The 19743-nt window shown below is 63.6% G+C and carries 15 protein-coding genes and 1 other RNA gene; 9 read left to right on the forward strand and 7 right to left on the reverse strand.

What is annotated here, in order from left to right; all coding sequences use genetic code 11:
- Window positions 1-12: 12 nt before the first annotated feature.
- Window positions 13-441, reverse strand: a complete 429-nt coding sequence (mraZ, locus tag B3873_RS03455; protein ID WP_006465511.1) for a division/cell wall cluster transcriptional repressor MraZ — start codon at window positions 439-441, stop codon at window positions 13-15.
- An 879-nt stretch (window positions 442-1320) separates the two neighbouring features.
- On the opposite strand from mraZ, the gene B3873_RS03460 reads away from it, so the two are divergent.
- Both B3873_RS03460 and B3873_RS03465 read left to right on the forward strand, forming a co-directional pair.
- Window positions 1321-1605, forward strand: coding sequence for an HU family DNA-binding protein (locus B3873_RS03460; RefSeq protein WP_006465510.1), 285 nt, complete (start codon window positions 1321-1323; stop codon window positions 1603-1605).
- A gap of 387 nt (window positions 1606-1992) precedes the next feature.
- Window positions 1993-2472 carry a nuclear transport factor 2 family protein gene (locus B3873_RS03465; protein ID WP_286864045.1) on the forward strand — a complete coding sequence of 160 codons (480 nt, stop codon included), beginning with the start codon at window positions 1993-1995 and terminating at the stop codon, window positions 2470-2472.
- Window positions 2473-2512: 40 nt separating this feature from the next.
- Here the strand turns inward: B3873_RS03465 and B3873_RS03470 are convergent, their stop codons facing one another.
- Together B3873_RS03470 and rnpB are read right to left on the reverse strand one after the other, a co-directional pair.
- A complete protein-coding gene (locus tag B3873_RS03470) occupies window positions 2513-3673 on the reverse strand; it encodes an enoyl-CoA hydratase/isomerase family protein (RefSeq protein WP_286864046.1) in 1161 nt (386 codons plus the stop codon).
- A gap of 67 nt (window positions 3674-3740) precedes the next feature.
- Window positions 3741-4075: RNase P RNA component class A (gene rnpB / locus B3873_RS03475), an RNA gene on the reverse strand.
- Between the two features lie 182 nt (window positions 4076-4257).
- On the opposite strand from rnpB, the gene B3873_RS03480 reads away from it, so the two are divergent.
- Together B3873_RS03480 and B3873_RS03485 are read left to right on the forward strand one after the other, a co-directional pair.
- A complete protein-coding gene (locus B3873_RS03480; protein WP_286864047.1) occupies window positions 4258-5523 on the forward strand; it encodes a D-amino acid dehydrogenase in 1266 nt (421 codons plus the stop codon).
- 85 nt (window positions 5524-5608) lie between these two features.
- Complete coding sequence (locus B3873_RS03485) at window positions 5609-6361, forward strand: HpcH/HpaI aldolase family protein (protein WP_286864048.1); 753 nt, start codon at window positions 5609-5611, stop codon at window positions 6359-6361.
- A 93-nt stretch (window positions 6362-6454) separates the two neighbouring features.
- On the opposite strand, the gene B3873_RS03490 is transcribed toward B3873_RS03485, so the two are convergent.
- From B3873_RS03490 to B3873_RS03500, 3 genes are all read right to left on the reverse strand, one after another.
- Window positions 6455-7462 carry an aldo/keto reductase gene (locus B3873_RS03490; protein WP_286864050.1) on the reverse strand — a complete coding sequence of 336 codons (1008 nt, stop codon included), beginning with the start codon at window positions 7460-7462 and terminating at the stop codon, window positions 6455-6457.
- 85 nt (window positions 7463-7547) lie between these two features.
- Window positions 7548-8552, reverse strand: coding sequence for an AraC family transcriptional regulator (locus B3873_RS03495; protein ID WP_286864051.1), 1005 nt, complete (start codon window positions 8550-8552; stop codon window positions 7548-7550).
- A 298-nt stretch (window positions 8553-8850) separates the two neighbouring features.
- A complete protein-coding gene (locus B3873_RS03500) occupies window positions 8851-9864 on the reverse strand; it encodes a LysR family transcriptional regulator (RefSeq protein ID WP_039790421.1) in 1014 nt (337 codons plus the stop codon).
- Window positions 9865-10276: 412 nt separating this feature from the next.
- Between B3873_RS03500 and B3873_RS03505 the strand changes: the two genes are divergently transcribed.
- The 5 genes from B3873_RS03505 to B3873_RS03525 all read left to right on the forward strand — a co-directional run bounded on the left by B3873_RS03505 (window position 10277) and on the right by B3873_RS03525 (window position 17794).
- A complete protein-coding gene (locus B3873_RS03505) occupies window positions 10277-11140 on the forward strand; it encodes an alpha/beta hydrolase fold domain-containing protein (RefSeq protein ID WP_286864055.1) in 864 nt (287 codons plus the stop codon).
- A gap of 10 nt (window positions 11141-11150) precedes the next feature.
- Complete coding sequence (locus B3873_RS03510; protein ID WP_286864058.1) at window positions 11151-12359, forward strand: efflux RND transporter periplasmic adaptor subunit; 1209 nt, start codon at window positions 11151-11153, stop codon at window positions 12357-12359.
- Window positions 12360-12460: 101 nt separating this feature from the next.
- Window positions 12461-15676, forward strand: coding sequence for an efflux RND transporter permease subunit (locus tag B3873_RS03515; RefSeq protein ID WP_286864060.1), 3216 nt, complete (start codon window positions 12461-12463; stop codon window positions 15674-15676).
- Window positions 15677-15709: 33 nt separating this feature from the next.
- Window positions 15710-17224 (forward strand): efflux transporter outer membrane subunit, encoded by a 1515-nt coding sequence (locus tag B3873_RS03520; RefSeq protein WP_209533739.1) that lies wholly within the window; start codon window positions 15710-15712, stop codon window positions 17222-17224.
- 66 nt (window positions 17225-17290) lie between these two features.
- The gene (locus B3873_RS03525; RefSeq protein WP_286864062.1) at window positions 17291-17794 is read left to right on the forward strand and encodes a DUF1993 domain-containing protein; all 504 of its coding nucleotides are present in this window, start codon (window positions 17291-17293) and stop codon (window positions 17792-17794) included.
- 108 nt (window positions 17795-17902) lie between these two features.
- Here the strand turns inward: B3873_RS03525 and B3873_RS03530 are convergent, their stop codons facing one another.
- Window positions 17903-19387 carry a SulP family inorganic anion transporter gene (locus B3873_RS03530; protein ID WP_286864064.1) on the reverse strand — a complete coding sequence of 495 codons (1485 nt, stop codon included), beginning with the start codon at window positions 19385-19387 and terminating at the stop codon, window positions 17903-17905.
- Between the last annotated feature and the right edge of the window lie 356 nt (window positions 19388-19743).

Genomic DNA, 19743 nt, shown 5'->3' on the forward strand with positions numbered 1-19743 from the left:
CTTGTCCGGCCGTCAGAAGGAAAAGTTGCTCAACACATCCGGCATGCCACCTGCCACAGCCTCGGCTTCGCTTTCGGCCAGCTTGACGGCATCCCAGATTTCGAAATGACTACCCATGCCCAGCAACATCACATCGCGCTGCAGACCCACGGCCGCGCGCAGTTCGGGCGCGATCAGGATGCGGCCGGCGCTGTCGAGCTCCACGTCCTGGGCATTGCCCAGGAAGATGCGCTGCCAGGCACGGGCCGACATCGGCCAGTTGGCGATCTGCTCGCGATGCGTCTCCCAGGTCGGGCGCGGGAAAAACAGCAGGCAGCCATGCGGATGGCGCGTCACGGTGGCGCGTCCTTCGCACTGCACAATCAGGGCGTCACGATGCTTGGCCGGAATGGTCATCCGTCCTTTGGCATCGAGATTGAGTGCTGACGCGCCCTGGAACACTGTGTTTTTCCTTCGCCTGCGGCGAGTGAGATTGCTGATCGGGTGCCGTGTCCTGCCGGGCAAATGCAAATGACGCCACAAATGCCCCACAAAAAAACACTTTTTGACACTGCCGCCCACTTTAGTGGATGCACTATTGCAGGTCAAGCGGTATACGCAGCGAAAAACCGGGATTTTGCTAATAAAGTCAAAGACTTAGCGCACTTCCTTAAAACCGGCCATTCACAACATTTGTGAAGAAAATGAAGGACTTAGCATTTACATTGAAGGTGCAACCTGAGCTATACACATGTGTTTCGCGCCAGAATTGCGCAACGGCGCGGATTTGCGCCGGATGGAATAGCCGCTGTGCCCGATTTCGGGGCAGCGCCAGCGAGGAAATTGGAGGGAATCCGGCTGCGCCCGATTTGCGAGTGCGCGAGGCCAAGGGACATGGATTTTGCAGTGCAACTTAAGTTCAGCAGATGACCGGAAAAAGGGCAAAAAATATCCGGATTCGGGATGCCGTCACCCGGATCGTTTTCCATCCCGGTCACAACCACGAGGAAGGTGATACCGGGAGGGCGTACAGGAAGGAGGTCGGCGAATCAGCATCCGAGCCCGAATCTTCATCAAATTCTTCGTCAAATGAATGGCAGGAAGCGTTTTTGTTTTGACTTCCGCGGCGAGCACCTTTTACTATCCGTGTCTTTGGGAAGATCGATACGCAAGAACGCGGCCGGCATGGCCCGTTTGCGGGTGTTGAAAAGCACGTCGATTTTTTTCAATCCAAGCCGGTTCCGGCCAGGGCCTATCGGCTGAAAACGCAGATAGGGCTTGCGGATCCGGCTCATTCCAGTGCTAAAATCTGGGCACCTTAACAGTGAAAGGAATTTTAAAGTGAACAAATCTGAATTGGTTGACGTTATCGCCGCCGACACCGAGATCTCCAAGGCAGCAGCCCAGCGCGCGCTGGACTCCGTCATCGAGAACATCATCAAGGCCGTGACCAAGGGCGATACCGTGCAATTGGTTGGCTTCGGTTCCTTCTCGACCGGCAAGCGCGCTGCTCGCACCGGCCGTAACCCGCAAACCGGCGAAGAAATCAAGATCGCCGCTGCAACCACCGTGAAGTTCTCGGCTGGCAAGGCTTTCAAGGAAGCCGTGAACAAGAAGAAGAAATAATTTCACGCTTCGCGCATTTGAATGCCCTAAACCAGGTTCAGGGCATTCAAATCGAGGCCGATTCGACAGGATCGGCCGTCCCCTCCCCCCTCGCTTCACCCGCTTCAGCACTACGCTCCCCTGATGGTTCTTCGCTTGCACACTGGCCACAGTGAGTGCACTGTGTCTGGACGCACTCCTTGCACAGGCCCCGCCAGCACAGTTGCCACCCGGCCCGGCACGCACAGCAGGAGCGACCTCCATGAGCAGCAAGCTTCGTTTGCCAAGGCCACCTTCAGCGCCTAGAATTTTTTTGGCCTGACTTCTGCACACTGCTTCACTTCCGCTTGCCGTCCCGTCGTACACCATGAACAGCCGGCCCGTCCGGCTCACCCAAGGAGACCGTCGATGAATAGCCCTGCCCAGCGTCCGCCACTTCCCCCCTTCACCCGCGAGACCGCCGCCATGAAGGCGCGTGCCGCAGAAGATGCGTGGAACTCCTGCGATCCGCAACGCGTCTCGCTGGCCTATACCGAAGACAGCCGCTGGCGCAATCGTGCAGATTTCGTCCACGGACGAGTCGAGATCGTCGCCTTCCTCACCCGCAAATGGGCGCGCGAACTGGATTACCGCCTCATCAAGGAAGTCTGGGCGCACGAAGGCAACCGCATCGCCGTGCGCTTCGCCTATGAATGGCACGACGATTCGGGGAGCTGGTTCCGCTCCTATGGCAATGAGAACTGGGAATTCGACGAGCATGGCCTGATGCGCCTGCGCCATGCCTCCATCAATGACCTTCCGATCAAGGAAGCCGACCGCAAATTCCACTGGGACCGCTCAGGTCCGCGCCCGGCCGATCATCCGGGCCTGTCCGAACTGGGTCTGTAAGGCCGGACCGCTGGCCCGGCCGGAGAGTGCCTAAAGCCTCTCAGGCACCCAGGTCAGCCAGCGGATGATCCGCCTGCGGCCACGGATCAGCGAAGAAACCTTCCACCCATTGCGGCGTGGCAGCGGCCAGCGAAGCCGGATTCCATTGCGGTTTCTGGTCCTTCTCGATGATCAGTGCGCGGATGCCTTCGACGAAATCGGGGCGTGCCGCGCAATGCAGCGAGACCACGAATTCCAGCCGGAACACCTGCGCCAGCGACAGCGGACGCACCCGCTTCTGCAAGGCGTAGCCCAGCCACGCCGAACCGGGCGAACCGGCGCGCAAGGTCGCTTGCGCCTTGACGAGCCAGGCATCCTCGGTCTGCAGGGTGAGGATGCCGTCCACGATCTCGGGCAGCGTGGGCCGGCGGCACAGGGAGTCGATCAGATCGAAATGCGTGCGCAGGTTGGCGGCCGCGAAGACCGCCACCCCTTCTTGCGAGGACGAGGCCTGCGCGCTTGCCAGGACACGATCCAGCAATTCGGCATCATTGCCCTGCCCCCACGGCTGCATCAGCAGGGCATCGATCACCGAGGCCTTGGCGGCATGCGCCACGCGATAGTCAGCCAGTCCCGCGAAGAGCGCATCGTTGGCATTGAGGTTGGCACCGGTCAGCGCCAGGAAGATGCCCGTCTTGCCCGGCATGCGCGCCAGGAACCAGCTGCCGCCCACGTCCGGATAAAGCCCGATGGTGATTTCCGGCATGGCCAGGCGCGATTTTTCGGTGACCACGCGGTGGCTGCAACCGGCCATCAGGCCAATGCCGCCGCCCATGACGATGCCATGCCCCCAGCACAGGATGGGCTTGGCGAAGCTGTGGACAAGATAATCCAGACGATATTCGTGCTCGAAGAATTCGGCCGCGTAGGTATTGGCGCGGATGTCCTCGCGCGCGGGCGAAGCGTGATGCTCGCGCATGGAGCGATAGAGCTGCTGCAGGTCGCCCCCGGCACAGAAGGCTTTCTCGCCCTGCGCCTGCAGGATCACCATGGCCACGCCCGGATCGGCCTGCCACTGCTGCAGTTGCGGCGTAAGCAGCCGGACCATCTCCAGCGAGATGGCATGCAGCGTTTTTTCGGAAGCGAGGGTGGCGATGCCGATGCGACGGCCGTTGGCAGCCGTCAGTTCTTCGAATACCACGGGGGTGGCGGTTTGATTCATGGGTCTCCTGGGTCTCTGGCGAGCCCGCAGTGCCCACGGGCCGCAGTGTGTTTTATGTCAATGAATTCAATGAAGCAGGCCGGTAGGCCGGATTCTGTTACGGCGGGAAACCCGCTATGACAGCCATTCCTCTAGGCGACGGATCACTCCGCCGCTCAAGCTTTCTACCCGCACGCTCCGCGAGCCACATCAACGCGTGCCTATTTGAAATTGCTCCGGGTGGAGGTTACCGCGTTTCACCGTAACTGAATACGCTCGTCTCTGTGGCCCTGTTCCTCGCCTTATACCGGCTTGCGCCGGCTTTCAGCGGACGGCCGTTAACCGTCACCCTGCTCTGTGGAGTCCGGACCTTCCTCCCGCCACCTCCTTGCGAAGGCGGCCAGCGGCTGTCTGGCCTGCATCGGGCGCTATTGTAGCGCAGCATGGCCCGGCACCGGAGATCCTCCGTCGCAAAACGCTTTTGCGTGCGCGCAAAAGCTCATGCCAATTCGGCATGTGACACTCGTGCGGCTCTTCGGTAGTCTGCTGCTGATCCGCTGCAGGCCACGCGCCGCGCGGTTCTTGACTGACTTCAACGAAATTCCATGCATATCTGCGTAATGGGCGCCGGCGTGATCGGCGTGACCACTGCCTACCGTCTCCTGCAGGATGGCCATCAGGTCAGCCTCATCGATGCTCGCCAACAGCCCGGCGAGGGCACCAGCCAGGGCAATGGCGCCCAGCTCAGTTACTCCTACGTGGCGCCGCTGGCCGACCCCTCGGTCTGGACCAAGTGGGCTTACTACCTCTTCAGCAAGGATTCGCCGCTGACCATCCGGCCTACCGCCGATCCCGGCCAGTACCGCTGGCTGGTGGAATTCCTGCGCTGCTGCAATGCGCAGCGGGTGCGCCAGACCACCATCGACCTGCTGCAACTGGCTTTCTACAGCCGCGATCAGCTCACGCAATGGAACGCCGGCCTGCAGCTGTCATTCGACCATCAACGTTCCGGCAAGCTGGTGATGTTTACCGATGCCCAAGGACTGGAGGCTGCCGCTCAGCAGGTGCAATTCCAGTCGCAATATGGCTGCCAGCAGGAAGTTCTGGGCGCGGCGGAATGCATCCGCATCGAGCCGGCGCTGGGCCACTCGCAGCGCGACTGGGTCGGCGGCGTTTACACGCCGAGCGAAGAGGCGGGCGATTGTCCGCAGTTCTGTCGCGCGCTGGTGGCGTCCATGCAGGCCCATCCGAACTTCCGCTTCATCGGTGGTGCCCGCATCAGTGACGTGCGTCGTGAAGGCCGCGCGCTGCATGCGGTGCAGGCCGGTGGCGAATGGATTGCGGCGGATCGTTTCGTGCTGGCGCTGGGCGCCGAGAGCGTGGAGTTCGCCCGGTTGCTGGACTTGCGCCTGCCGCTCTATCCGCTCAAGGGCTACAGCATCACCGTGCCGCTGGAGGACGAAGCCAGCCGTACGGCAGCACCGCAAGTCTCCATCACCGACATCGCCAGGAAGATCGTCTATGCGCGCCTGGGCCAGCGCCTGCGCGTGGCCGGGCGCATCGAGCTGGTGGGACAGGATCGCAGCATCCCGCCGGCGGCCATCGAGGAACTGAAGAACGGCCTGCGCGAACTCTTCCCCGGCTGCGCGCTGGGCGAGGATGCCACGCTGTCGCCGTGGATGGGCTTCCGTCCGGCGACGCCGAGCGGCGTGCCGATCGTGGGGGCGTCGCCGGTGGAGAATCTTCATTTCAACATCGGCCAGGGTGCACTGGGCTGGACGCTGGCCTGCGGCAGCGCGGCGCTGGTCGCCGACCAGATCGCCGGCCGCCGCCGCGCCATCGACGACACGGCCTTCCAGTACCGCAGCTGAAGAAGTTTCATGCCAGGGTTCTGCATTCGGACTTAACATGGCCCCTGGCCTGCAATGGCGCGGGCCCATCCATGGGAGACGAACGATGCGGGAAAACCGGCTGCGCACCCTCTTCGCGCAACAGCAACTGGCCCTCTCGGGCTGGGTATCGATGGGCAATTCGCTGCTGGCCGAGGTGCTGGGCCACAGCGGCTACGATGCGGTGACGGTGGACTTGCAGCACGGTCCGTTCTCGATCGAATCGGCACTGCCGATGCTGCAGGCCATCTCCAGCACGCCTGCGGTGCCGCTGGTGCGCTGCTCCGAAAACAGCCTGGGAGAAATCAACAAGCTGCTCGACGCCGGTGCCTATGGCGTGATCTGCCCGCTGATCAACACGGCGGCGGATGCCGAGCGCTTCGTACGCGCCTGCCATTATTCACCGCGTGGCGGACGCAGCTATGGCCCGGCACGCGGCTTCCTGTATGGCGGAGCGGACTACTTCACCCACGCCAACGCCACCATCCTGACCCTGGCCATGATCGAGACCCGCGAAGGCTACGCCAACGCCGAAGCGATCCTGCAGACTCCGGACCTGGACGGCATCTTCATCGGCCCCAGCGACCTGGCCATCGAACTCGGCCTGGCGCCGGACGCCTACGATGATGCACGCCTCAACGAGGCCATCGATCATCTGCTGGCGCTGGCGCGCAAGCTGGGCAAATACGTGGGGATCTTCGCCGGCACCATGGAGATGGCGCAGCGCATGAAGGGCATTGGCATGGATCTGGTGGTGCCGGGGACTGACATTCAGCAGATCAAGGCGGAGGGAGTGCGACGGATCGCCGCGTTGCGCTGAGCTGTTGCCTGGGGACATCCGAAACAAAAAAGCGGATCAGCTGCCTTGAGCTGATCCGCCTTCACGCACCTGCGAGCGAAGCGCTATGTTAGGTCAGCCCCTCACCACCCGCCCAAAGAACGGATAATTCGGATCGTTGTACCCATGCGTGGACGCATGCCCCGGCGTGACCAGGCTGTCGACCAATGCCTCTTCCTCTGCGCTGATCTTCATTTCCGCTGCATCGTAGTAATCCTCCATCTGCGCCAGCGTGCGCGGTCCGGCAATGACACTGCTGATGGACGCATTGGCCAGCACCCAGGCGGTGGCGAACTGGCCCAGCTTGATCCCGCGCGCTTCGCAGTGCTGCTGCAGGCGCTGCGCGATCAGCAGCGATTCCTCGCGGAATTCGGTCTCCATCATGCGCTTGTCGCCGCGGCCGGCTCGCGTGTCCTGCGGCGGCTTCTGGCCGGGCTGGTACTTGCCGGTCAGCACGCCACGTGCAATCGGGCTGTAAGGCACCACGCCCAAACCATAGTTGGCGCAGGCCGGCAGGATTTCCACTTCGGGCTGGCGGTTCAACAGGTTGTAATACGGCTGGCACACCAGCGGCAGCGGCACCTGGTTCTTCTCGCACAGGCGCACGATCTCGGCAATGCGCCAGCCACGGAAGTTGGAGACGCCAAAGCCGCGGATCTTGCCCGCACGGATCAGGTCGCCCAGCGCCTGCACGGCCTCTTCCAGGTTCTCGTCCTGGTAGTCGCGGTGCATGTAGAGGATGTCGAGGTAATCGGTATCCAGGCGCTTGAGGATGTTCTCGGTCTCGCGCACGATCCAGCTGCGCGAATAGTGCGACTCATTGGGCTTGCCACTCATGGCATTGCCCAGCTTGCTGGCCAGCACCCACTCATGGCGCTGCCCGGCCAGCAGCTTGCCGACGATTTCCTCGGACTTGCCCTTGGTGTAGACGTCCGCCGTATCGATGAAATTGATGCCATGCTCGCGGGCCGACGCCACGATGCGACCGGACTCTTCCAGGTCGGTCTGGTCCCCGAACATCATGGACCCCAGACACAGGGCCGATACCTTCAGGTTGCTCTTGCCGAGGCGACGATAATGCATGCTGTCTCCGAATCAAATGGGATGTGGATAACTTAACTGCCGGAAGCCGCTCATTCTAGCGAGCTCCCGGTACGCCTGCTCAAGCTCACAGCACCGGCGCTTCCTCTTCCTGCCAGCGGCGCTTGTCGCGCAGCGGCGGCGCGCCGAACAGGCGGCTGTACTCGCGGCTGAACTGCGATGAACTCTCGTAACCCACGCGATGCGCGGCAGTGGCCACGCTGGCGTCGGCGGTGAGGATCATTTTTCGGGCTTCCTGCAGGCGCAAATTCTTCTGGTATTGCAGCGGACTCATGGCCGTCACCAGCTTGAAGTGGTGATGCAGCGAAGACACGCTCATATGCACATCGCGTGCGACATCCTCGATGCGCAAGGCCTGGTCATAGCCCTCCTTGATGAGGCGGATGGCCTTGGCCACGCGGTTCATCTGGCTGTCCTGCAGCACGGTCTGGCGCAACAGCGCTCCCTGCCCGTTCATCAGCAGGCGATACAGGATCTCGCGCCGGATCATCGGCGCCATGATCGGCACGTCGCGCGGGGTCTCATGCAGGCGCAACAGGCGCAGCACCGCATCGAGCAGGTCAACGTCCAGCCGGTTCACATACAGGCCGCGCGCAGCCCCTTCGCCCAGATTGGCGGCTGCAGGCAGGTTCTCGTCGCCGATCAGCTCACCGATTTCCTGGGTATCGAGCTCCAGCCGCAAACCCAGATAGGGTTCATCGGGACTGGTCACCATGACCTTGCCGACCACCGGCAGATCCACCGAGGCGACCAGGTAATGCATGGGATCGTATTCGTAGATCTCATCGCCCACGAAGATGCGCTTGGAACCCTGCGCAATGACCGCAAAGACCGGCTTCTGCACCGCGTGCTTGGGGCCGCTCGGACAGGTGATGCGATAGATTTCCAGGTTGGGGATGGCCGTAGCCAGCATGCCTTCGACGCCGGCCGTAGTGCGCTCCAGCAGTTGCAGCAGCTCCTGCTGCATGGCCTGGAAACGCGGATCATCCTGCTGCCGGGCGGGCGCACTCTCCACTGCCTCCGGCTGCAACAGCGGGCCGGAATCCTGAACGGAATGCAGATCGAGGTCCATAAACTCCTCTCATTGAAAGACAGACGCGACTCTAGCGCGGACTGGCAACTGCCTGATCCTCTGCAGTCCATCCATGGAGAATCGGGCAAGAAGTTTGCAGGATCAGGTATGCCCTTGCACGATTGAGCGCAATGATCATGGCACGAACACACCGAAAACCACGCGCCAGCGCGATTTCACCTGAAACTCCAGCAAGCATGAAAAGAGAATCGGGCAAAAAACCAGCAGCTTAAGGCACGCGAAAACACCGGCCCGCCCTGCATAATCCTCGCCTAACCCCAAGCCAGATTTACATCGATCAGAACACGCTCTCGGCAATGTTGTACTGCTCCACCACCGTGCGCACCGTCGTGGATTCGGGCTTGTTGACGAAGTGGCACTCGCTCTCTTCCATGCCCATGGTGCAGGCCTTGTTCAGCGGGCAGGTGGCGAACAGTTCGGCCACCCAGTCGACGAAGGCACGCACCTTGGGCGAGAGATGGCGGTTGTGCAGGTACACCACGGAAATCGGCAGCGGTGCCGGCTTCCATTGCGACAGCACTTCCACCAGACGGCCTTCATCGATGTGGCGGGTGACCATGTAGAGCGGTGCCTGCACCATGCCGAAGCCTTGCAGGGCGCACTCCACGTAGGCATCGGCATCGTTGACCGAGAGACGGCCATTCATCTTCACCTCGCGGGTGATGCCATCGACCACGAAGTCCCAGTCGATGGTGCGGCCGGTACGGCCGGAGAAATAATGGACCGACTGGTGCTGCTGCAGGTCTTCGAGGGTGTGCGGCACGCCGTGACGCTCCAGGTAGGAAGGTGCAGCGCAGGTCACGGTCTGGAAGGTGCCGATGCGGCGCGCCACCATCGAGGAATCCTGCAGGTCGCCGATGCGGATGACGCAGTCCACGGCCTCCTGCACCAGATCCACGGGACGATCGCCCATGCCCATGACCAGCTCGATGTCCGGGTACTTGCTGTAGAAGTCGCACAGATTGGGCAGCAGCATGAGCCGGCCGATGGAGCCCGGCACATCGATACGCAGCCGCCCCTGCGGACCGCGGGTGACATTGCGGAAGGATTGTTCAGTCTCCTCGACGTCCGCCAGGATGCGCACGCAGCGCTCGTAATACGCCGCGCCGTCGGGCGTGAGGCTGATGCGACGTGTGGTGCGGTTCAGCAGGCGCACCTTCAGCATGCTCTCCAGCCCCTGGATCAGGGTGGTCACGGTCGTGCGCGGCAGGTTCAGGTTGTCGGCAGCGCGTGTGAAGCTGTTGGCATCCACCACAGCAGTAAAGACTTGCATGGCCTGGAAACGGTCCATCGCTCTCTCCTTTGAGGCCGCCGCCAGGGAAAACGCCGGCGCGGCAATCGGGGGCAAGACAGATCCATGCAAGACCAGGCACCGCCCCCGGCGCGCCATCTTGCCATGACGGGATGACCTGGATCGCAGTGACCAGCCCCATCCCAATTTAAACCAAATAACGGCAAAAGCCAGCCAACTTTGCGCATCGGATGCCAACAGCATCGATGTCGCAGGAGCCACCCACTTCACCGAGGCGGGAAGCTAGGGCTTTTTCTTCACTGAAAGGATCAGAAAAGTGAATGAATTAATTTCACTGATTGTTCAGACTTACCGAACAGTGTTGTTGGATTATAGGTGTTTATTCGAGACCCTGCTGTGGCGCACAATCCGCTCCATTCTTGGACAAGTGGCTTCGGCCCAGGCGCTCATCATGCAAGGTTCCTCTCCGCTGGACATCCGCAATTTCTTCGTTCCCGGCCCGCTGGGACGCATCCCCGTGCGCCTGTACCAGCCCGCTGTCGCCCTGCCCAAGGGTGAGAAACGCCCGCTGGTGCTGTATTTCCACGGCGGCGGTTTCACCAGCGGTTCGCTGGATGACGCCGACACCCCGGCCAGCTTCCTGGCCGAGCACAACCAGGCGGTGGTGCTGTCGGTTGGCTACGCCCTGGCGCCGGCCAAGCCCTTCCCGGCCGCGCCAGAAGATGCCTTCGCCGCTGCCACCTGGGCCTGCAAGAACGCCACCGAACTGCAGGTGGACCTGGAGCGCATGGTGGTCGCTGGCGACGATGCCGGCGGCAGCCTGGCCGCCAGCCTGACGATGATGACGCGCGACCGCTGCGGCAAGCCACTGGCCGCCCAGGTACTGATCAGCCCGATGCTGGACCCCAGCATGCGTCTGCTGGGCGATGCCACCCGCCTGCAGTCAGACGTCACCGCCGAGACTTGCGCGGCCAGCTATCGCCAGTACCTGCCGCAGACCATGCAGCGCCTGCACCCCTATGCCGCACCGCTGGAAGTGAGCCGCCTGGCGGGCTTGCCGCCGGCCTTCATCGCCACCGCCGAACGCGACGTGCTCTGCCCGGAGGCCGAGAAATACGCCTCCAGCCTGATCCGCGCCGGCGTGCCCACACAGGTCTCGCGTTTCGTCGGCATCACGCACGGTGCCCTGCGTACGCACCTGCCGCTGCTGACCGAGATCGTCAATTTCCTGCGCTGCCGCTTCGCCACCCTGCGACGCGATGCCGCGCTCCCTGAATTTTTGCCGCATCCGCTTCACCCCTCCACTTCACTCTGAGGACAAGAAAATGAACACTCCCGCCCCACTGCGCAAACGTTTCGCTCTCACTGCCACGGTCCTGGCCGTCATCGCCCTCTCGGTCGGTGGCACCATCTCCATGGTCGGCCTCTCGGCCAATGCCTCCACTGCCCCGACGGCTGCTGCAGCCGGCGCGCCGGTCGATGTGGCCGAAGTGGTCCAGCGCCAGATCATCGACTGGCAATCCTATTCGGGCCGCATCGAAGCGGTCGATCGCGTCGAGGTCCGCCCGCTGGTCGGCGGCACCCTGACCGCCGTGCACTTCAAGGATGGCGCACTGGTCAAGAAGGGCGACGTGCTCTTCACCATCGATCCGCGTCCGTATGAAGCCGAAGTCGCCCGCGCCGAAGCGCAACTGGCCGGTGCCGAAGCACGTGCCGGCTATACCGCCTCCGACCTGGCCCGTGGCCAGCGCCTGCTGGGCGACAACGCCATCGCCAAGCGCGATTTCGAAGAGAAGCAGAACGCCTCGCGCGAAGCCTCGGCCAATGTCGCCGCCGCCCGTGCCGCCCTGCGCGCGGCCCGCCTGAACCTGGAATACACCCGCATCACCGCACCGGTCTCGGGCCGCATCTCGCGCGCCGAAGTGACCGTGGGCAACGTGGTGAACCCGGGTGCCGCCAATGCCCCGCTGACCACGCTGGTCTCGGTGGCCAAGGTCTATGCCTCCTTCGACGTCGATGAACAAAGCTTCCTGAAGTACGTGAATCCGGCGCGCGCCGCTGGCACCACCGTACCGGTGGAACTGGGCTTGGCCAATGAAGACGGCTACTCCCGCAAGGGCCGCGTCGGCTCGGTGGACAACCGCCTCGATACCGCCTCCGGCACCATCCGCGTGCGCGCCATCTTCGACAACGCCGATGGCCAGCTGGTCCCGGGCCTGTATGCCCGCGTGCGCCTGGGTGGCGGCGAGCCGCACCAGGCCGTGCTGATCGACGAAAAGGCGCTCGGTACCGACCAGGACAAGCGCTTCGTCATGGTGGCCGACAAGGACAACAAGGCCAATTACCGCCAGGTGGTGGTGGGCGCCGGCCATGACGGCCTGGTGGTGATCGAAAAGGGTCTGCAGCCGGGTGAACGCATCGTGGTCAATGGTCTGCAGCGTATCCGTCCGGGTGACGCCATCACCCCGACCGTGGTGCCGATGCAGACCCAGGCCGCTACGGCCGCACCGGCAGCTGCCGCTGGCAAGGCCTGATCAACGCCAGAACGCTCTCGCATTCAAGGAAGAACAAGTCGCAGGGGCTGCAAGGCCCGCTGCCAGGGCATTTGCATCCTGACGACTGACAAGGAACCTACATGAATATCTCAAAATTCTTCATCGACCGCCCGATCTTCGCGGGCGTGCTGTCGGTACTGCTGCTGCTGGGCGGCGTGCTGGCCATGCTGCAGCTACCCATCTCCGAATATCCGGAAGTGGTGCCGCCTTCCGTGGTGGTGCGCGCGCAGTATCCCGGTGCCAACCCCAAGGTGATCGCTGAAACCGTGGCCTCGCCACTGGAAGAGCAGATCAACGGCGTGGAAAACATGCTCTACATGCAATCGCAGGCCAACAGCGACGGCAACCTCACCATCACCGTCAACTTCCGCCTGGGCGTCGATCCGGACAAGGCCCAGCAGCTGGTGCAGAACCGCGTCTCGCAAGCCCTGCCGCGCCTGCCGGAAGACGTGCAGCGACTGGGCGTGACCACGCTCAAATCCTCGCCCACGCTGACCATGGTGGTGCACCTGACCTCGCCCGACAACCGCTACGACACCACCTACCTGCGCAACTACGCGGTCCTGAACGTCAAGGACCGCCTGGCGCGTATCCAGGGCGTGGGTGAAGTGGGCCTGTTCGGTTCGGGCAACTACGCCATGCGCGTCTGGCTCGATCCCAACAAGGTGGCCCAGCGCGGCCTGACGGCCAGCGACGTGGTGCGTGCCATCCGCGAGCAGAACGTGCAAGTGGCGGCCGGTGTGATCGGCGCCTCGCCCAGCTCGCCGGAAACGCCGCTGCAATTGTCGGTGAACGCCCAGGGTCGCCTGAAGACCGAAGGCGAGTTCCGCGACATCATCCTGAAGGCCTCGCCCGATGGCGCCACTACCCGCCTGGGTGACGTCGCACGGGTCGAACTGGCGGCCTCCGAATATGGCCTGCGCTCGCTGCTGGACAACAAGCCCGCCGTGGCCATCCCCATCTTCCAGGCACCCGGTGCCAATGCGCTGGATGTCTCGACCCAGGTGCGCGCGGCGATGAAGGAATTGTCGGCCGACTTCCCCAGCTCGGTCAGCTACAGCATCGTCTATGACCCGACCCAGTTCGTGCGGGCTTCCATCGAAGCGGTGGTGCATACCCTGCTGGAAGCCATTGCATTGGTCGTGATCGTGGTGATCATCTTCCTGCAGACCTGGCGCGCTTCCATCATTCCGCTGCTGGCCGTGCCGGTCTCCATCATCGGTACCTTCTCGCTGATGCTGGGCTTCGGTTACACCATCAATGCGCTGTCGCTGTTCGGGATGGTGCTGGCCATCGGTATCGTGGTCGATGATGCCATCGTGGTGGTGGAAAACGTCGAGCGCAACATCGGTGCCGGACTCTCGCCGCGCGACGCCACCTATCGCGCCATGCAGGAAGTCTCCGGCCCCATCATCGCCATTGCCCTGACGCTGGTGGCGGTGTTCGTGCCGCTGGCCTTCATGACCGGCCTGACCGGCCAGTTCTACAAGCAGTTCGCGATGACCATTGCGATCTCCACCGTCATTTCGGCCTTCAATTCGTTGACGCTGTCCCCGGCCCTGGCCGCCCTGCTGCTCAAGGGCCACGGCGACAAGCCGGACTGGCTGACGCGCCAGATGGACCGCTTCCTGGGTGGCTTCTTCATCCGCTTCAACCGCTTCTTCAACCGCGCCTCCGACAACTACGGTCATGGCGTGACCGGCGTGATCAAGCGCAAGGGTGCCACCATGGGTGTGTACGTGCTGCTGCTGGCGGCCACCCTGGGTGTGTCCTACATCGTTCCCGGCGGCTTCGTGCCGGGCCAGGACAAGCAATACCTGGTGGCCTTCGCGCAGTTGCCCAATGGCGCCTCGATCGACCGCAGTGAAGAAGTGATGCGCAAGATGAGCGACATCATGCTGAAGGAACCGGGCGTGGCCAGTGCGATTGCCTTCCCTGGCCTGTCCATCAACGGTTTCACCAACAGCTCCTCGGCCGGTATCGTCTTCGTGGGCCTGAAGCCCTTCGAGGAACGCAAGAGCAAGGAACTGTCGGGCAATGCCATCGCCGCCTCGCTGAACAAGAAATTCGGCGGCATCAAGGAAGCCTTCACCGCCGTCTTCCCGCCGCCGCCGGTGATGGGCCTGGGTACGCTGGGTGGCTTCAAGATGCAGATCGAAGACCGCGATGCGCTGGGCTACGCCGAACTGGACAAGGCCGCGCAAGCCTTCATGAAGGCCGCCGCCAAGGAACCGGCACTGGGTCCGATGTTCTCCAGCTACCAGATCAACGTACCGCAGCTGGATGTGGAACTGGATCGCGTCAAGGCCAAGCAGCTGGGCATTCCGGTCACCGACGTGTTCAATACCATGCAGATTTACCTGGGTTCGCTGTACGTGAACGACTTCAACCGCTTCGGCCGCGTCTATCAGGTGCGGGCACAGGCTGACGCGCCCTTCCGCGCCAAGGCCGAGGACATCGCGCAGCTGAAGACCCGCAACGATGCCGGCGAGATGGTGCCGCTGTCCTCCGTGGTGAAGGTCAAGCAGACCTTTGGTCCGGAAATGGTGGTGCGCTACAACGGTTATACCGCCGCCGACATCAACGGTGGTCCGGCCCCGGGTTATTCCTCGGACCAGGCCCAGGCTGCGGCTGAACGCGTGGCTGCAGCGACCCTGCCGCGTGGCATCAAGTTCGAATGGACCGACCTGACCTACCAGAAGATCCTGGCCGGCAATGCAGGCGTGTGGGTGTTCCCGATCAGCGTGCTGCTGGTGTTCCTGGTGCTGGCGGCACTCTATGAAAGCCTGACCCTGCCGCTGGCCGTGATCCTGATCGTGCCGATGAGCATCCTGGCGGCACTGACCGGTGTGTGGCTCACCCGTGGCGACAACAACATCTTCACCCAGATCGGCCTGATGGTGCTGGTGGGCCTGTCGGCGAAGAACGCCATCCTGATCGTGGAATTTGCCCGCGAACTGGAGATGCAGGGCCGCACTGCCGTGCAAGCCGCCATCGAAGCCAGCCGCCTGCGTCTGCGCCCGATCCTGATGACCTCGATCGCCTTCATCATGGGTGTGGTGCCGCTGGTGACCTCCTCCGGCGCCGGTTCGGAAATGCGCCATGCGATGGGGATTGCGGTGTTCTTCGGCATGCTGGGCGTGACCCTCTTCGGCCTGTTCCTCACGCCCGTGTTCTATGTCCTGCTGCGTACCATCGACCGCCGTGCCCTGCACTCGGCCTCGCATCACGAAGCCCCGATGACCGCCGGCACCCACATCGCCCACGCTGCACCGGGCGCACAGGATGATCGCTGATCTGCGGATCGGCCCATGAATGGAGCAAGAAAAATGATGACCCAATCTCTCTCGATGAGCCGCCTGCTGCGCCCCGTGCGCATCAGCTCGGCCCTGCTGGCGGCACTGCTGGTGCTGGCCGGCTGCTCGGTGGCCCCGACCTATGAACGTCCGGCGGTGGACACCCCGGCCGCCTTCAAGGAAGCGGCCCCTGCGCCGCAAACAGGCGAGAACGGCAGCCAGTGGAAGACCGCGCAACCGGCCGAAGACATTGCCCGTGGCGAGTGGTGGAAAATCTTCGGCGACGACAAGTTGAACGCCCTCGAAGACACCGCCCAGCAAGCCAACCAGGACCTCAAGGCGGCCGCCGCCCGCCTGGGCCAGGCGCGCGCCCTGACCCGCGATGCGCGCTCGGGCTACTTCCCGCAGGTGGATGCAGGGGTCGGTGCGACCCGCCAGCGCCCGTCGCCCGCCTCGCAAGGCTTGCCGGCCGATGCCAACACACAACCGTTCACTCTCTATCGTGCTCAGGTGAACGTTTCTTACGAAGTTGACCTGTTCGGCCGGGTCGCCTCGACCGTCGATGCCGCCACCGCCGACGCCCAGCGCAGCGAAGCGCTGTTCCACTCGGTACTACTGGCCCTGCAGGCCGACGTGGCACAGCAGTACTTCCAGGTACGTGAACTGGACGCTGCCGCCGAGCTCTATCGCGGCACCGTCGAATTGCGCCAGGAATCGCTGCGCCTGGTGCAGCGCCGCTTCGACGAAGGCGACATCAGTGAAGTGGACGTAGCCCGCGCCCGTTCCGAACTGGCCTCGGCCCAATCGGAAGCGCTGGGTATCGCCCGCCAGCGCGCCACCGCCGAACACGCGCTGGCCATCCTGCTGGGCCGCACCCCGGCCGAGTTCTCGCTGCCGCCGCAACCGCTGACACGCCTGAGCGTGTCGGTACCGGCCGGACTGCCCTCGACGCTGCTGGAGCGCCGTCCCGACATCGCCGCTGCCGAACGCGCCATGGCTGCCGCCAATGCCCGCGTGGGCGTGGCCAAGTCGGCCTTCTTCCCGGCGCTGAACCTGACCGGTGGCCTGGGGTATGAGTCGGCGCAACTGGGTGATCTGTTCAACTGGTCCAGCCGCACCTTCCTCCTCGGCCCGCTGGTGGGCACGGCGCTGTCGATGCCGCTGTTCGATGGCGGACGCCGCCAGGCCGGTGTGGATCGTGCGCGCGCCAGCTATGAAGAGCAGGTGGCGACCTATCGCGGCACGGTCCTGAACGCTTTCCGCGAAGTGGAAGACAACCTGGCCAACCTGCGCATCCTGGACGACCAGAACCGCGCGCAAGACGAAGCCGTGGCCGCCTCCTCGCGCGCAGCCAAGCTCTCGCACACGCAGTACCGCGAAGGTGCGGTCAGCTACTTCAGCGTCATCGATGCCGACCGTACCGTGCTGCAAACCCGGCGCGCCTCGGTCACGCTCGATGGCGAACGGGCCCGTTCCACTGTCAACCTGATCCGCGCCCTGGGCGGCGGATGGGGTGGACCGGCCACGCAGCTGTCCTCTTCGCAGTAAGCCCCTGCCGGACCTGCTGCCCTGCGGCAGGTCCGGCCTACTCAACGCATACAACCAGAAATCGCCATGACCATCACCCTTTACCAGGCCAGCATCCCGTTGCTGGTGCGTGGCCTGAACACGCTTTCCACGCTGCTCGACAAGGCCGAGCAGCATGCAGGCGAACACCAGCTGGATACGCAGCAACTGCTGTCGGCCCGCCTGTATGAAGACATGTACCCGCTCTCGGCCCAGATCCAGCGCGCCAGCGATACCGCCAAGGCCACCGCCAGCCGCCTCTCGGGCATGGCCGCGCCAGCCTTTGCCGATGACGAGGCCAGCTTTGACGAACTGCAGGCGCGCATCAACAAGACCCTGCTGTTCCTGGAAACGGTCGCCCCCGAGACCGTTGACGGCCAGGAAGAACGCGCGGTCACCATGAAGCTGCGCGGCGAGGAGCGCACCCTGACGGCCCAGGAGTACCTGACCGTGTTCGGCCTGCCCAACTTCCTGTTCCATGTCATCACTGCCTACGGCATCCTGCGCCACCAGGGCGTGAAGCTGGGCAAGATGGACTTCCTCGGCCTGTAATGCCCATGCGAAAGCGGCCCGCATCGTGCGATGCGGGCCGCTCCTGAAAGTGTTTCCCGTGGTATTTTGCCCGCCCCGCGCCATGTCTTTACGCGCCGGCGGGCTTTTTTACGCCACCTGCGGCAAGCCCGCGCGTTCCAGCAACTGGCTGCAACGCTGCGACAGGGCCACCACGCGCAGCTCCTTGCCAGCACGCACATAACGCTCGGCCAGGGTCTGCACGGCCGCAATGGCGGAGTGGTCCACCAGGCGCAGATGACGGCAATCCAGGGTGACCTGCTGCGGATCGTTGGCCGTATCGAAGAGGTCGAGGAAGTGTGTGGTGGAGGCGAAGAACAGCGTGCCCTGCGGCAGGTAAGTGCGGCTGCCGTCGGCCTCGTCACGGCGGTCGGCGCGGATTTCACGGGCATGCTGCCAGGCGAAGTTGAGCGCGGTGATGACGATGCCGCACAGGACGGCCACGGCCAGGTCGGTCAGCACGGTGATGATGGTCACCGCAATGATGACCAGCGCATCACTGCGCGGCACCTTGCCCAGCACGCGCAGCGAACCCCAGGCAAAGGTCTCCTGCGCCACCACGAACATGACACCGGCCAGCGCGGCCAGCGGGATGCGCTCGATGGCCGGCGACAGGAAGAGGATGAACAGCAGGATCATCCCGCCCGCCACCACACCCGAAAGACGCGAGCGCCCACCCGAGCCGAGGTTGATCATGGTCTGGCCGATCATGGCGCAACCGCCCATGCCGCCGAACAGGCCCGAGACGATGTTGGCCGCGCCCAGTGCCAGGCATTCGCGGTTGGGCTGGCCACGGCTGGCGGTGATTTCGTCAGTGAGGTTGAAGGTCAGCAGGGTTTCCAGCAGGCCGACGATGGCCATGAGCACCGCATAGGGACCGATGATGCGCAGCGTCTCCAGGTTCATCGGCACACTGGGCCAGTGCAGCGGCGGCAGGCCGCCGGCGATCTGCGCCATGTCGGCCAGGGTGCGGGTGTGGAGGCCGCTGAAATAAGTCACCAGGCCCACGCCGAGAATGGCCGCCAGCGCCGGTGGAATCGCCTTGGTCACGCGCGGCAGCAGCCACACGATCAGCATGGTGGCCAGCGTCAGCCCGATCATGATGGCCAGCGCCCCGCCCTGCAACCATTGCGGACCGGCGGGGGTCTCGACGCGGAAATGTTCCAGCTGCGACATCGCGATCACGATGGCCAGGCCATTGACGAAGCCCAGCATCACCGGATGCGGCACCATGCGCACCAGCTTGCCCAGCCGCAGCGCGCCGAAGAGCAGCATGATCACGCCCGACAGCACCACCGTCGCCAGGAAATATTGTGCACCATGCTGAACGACCAGGGCCACGATGACCACGGCCATCGAGCCGGCCGCCCCGGAAATCATGCCCGGGCGGCCACCGAACAGGGCCGTGATGGTACAGATGAAGAAAGCGCCATATAGCCCCATCAGCGGGTTCAACTGCGCCACCAGCGCAAAGGCGATGCATTCGGGCACCAGCGCGAAGGAGGTGGTGAGACCGGCCAGTACGTTCTGGCGCAGGTCGCGCAGGCGCGAAGTGGATGAGGAGAGAGTCGTCATGGGCAGGGAAGAAACAGGCCGCAGAGGCCGGCACCATCATGAACGCGTCAGCGCGCGTGAGGCGGCAGGGGCGGTACGGCAGAGATGCCCTGCGCACGCACTGCCATCGCCGGAAACTGGGCGAAAGCACGTCCGCAAGACTTGAAGGCAGCATTTTACCGCACCGCAGCATCGACTGCCGGTGGCCGTGGCGCGGCTGCCACGCCAGAACCTGCGCTAGGGCCTGTTCACATTAAATCTGCGAGTGCGAGAGGTCGCCAAGCGTTGACTGCCTAGGCGCGGCGACGCGCCGTGGTGGTGCCACGGCAAGGAGCTGCAACAACGGCAGGCGACGCTTGGCGGCCTCTCCCGGAGGG

This window comes from Herbaspirillum sp. UBA812 (assembly GCF_002296545.1).
GTDB lineage: Bacteria > Pseudomonadota > Gammaproteobacteria > Burkholderiales > Burkholderiaceae_D > Herbaspirillum > Herbaspirillum huttiense.

Excerpts from the sequence above, each read along its gene's own strand:
- B3873_RS03465 (WP_286864045.1), top strand. The coding sequence starts at position 1,993 with ATGAATAGCCCTGCCCAGCGTCCGCCACTTCCCCCCTTCACCCGCGAG.
- B3873_RS03470 (WP_286864046.1), bottom strand. The coding sequence starts at position 3,673 with ATGAATCAAACCGCCACCCCCGTGGTATTCGAAGAACTGACGGCTGCC.
- B3873_RS03480 (WP_286864047.1), top strand. The coding sequence starts at position 4,258 with ATGCATATCTGCGTAATGGGCGCCGGCGTGATCGGCGTGACCACTGCC.
- B3873_RS03485 (WP_286864048.1), top strand. The coding sequence starts at position 5,609 with ATGCGGGAAAACCGGCTGCGCACCCTCTTCGCGCAACAGCAACTGGCC.
- B3873_RS03490 (WP_286864050.1), bottom strand. The coding sequence starts at position 7,462 with ATGCATTATCGTCGCCTCGGCAAGAGCAACCTGAAGGTATCGGCCCTG.
- B3873_RS03495 (WP_286864051.1), bottom strand. The coding sequence starts at position 8,552 with ATGGACCTCGATCTGCATTCCGTTCAGGATTCCGGCCCGCTGTTGCAG.
- B3873_RS03500 (WP_039790421.1), bottom strand. The coding sequence starts at position 9,864 with ATGGACCGTTTCCAGGCCATGCAAGTCTTTACTGCTGTGGTGGATGCC.
- B3873_RS03505 (WP_286864055.1), top strand. The coding sequence starts at position 10,277 with ATGCAAGGTTCCTCTCCGCTGGACATCCGCAATTTCTTCGTTCCCGGC.
- B3873_RS03510 (WP_286864058.1), top strand. The coding sequence starts at position 11,151 with ATGAACACTCCCGCCCCACTGCGCAAACGTTTCGCTCTCACTGCCACG.
- B3873_RS03515 (WP_286864060.1), top strand. The coding sequence starts at position 12,461 with ATGAATATCTCAAAATTCTTCATCGACCGCCCGATCTTCGCGGGCGTG.
- B3873_RS03520 (WP_209533739.1), top strand. The coding sequence starts at position 15,710 with ATGATGACCCAATCTCTCTCGATGAGCCGCCTGCTGCGCCCCGTGCGC.
- B3873_RS03525 (WP_286864062.1), top strand. The coding sequence starts at position 17,291 with ATGACCATCACCCTTTACCAGGCCAGCATCCCGTTGCTGGTGCGTGGC.
- B3873_RS03530 (WP_286864064.1), bottom strand. The coding sequence starts at position 19,387 with ATGACGACTCTCTCCTCATCCACTTCGCGCCTGCGCGACCTGCGCCAG.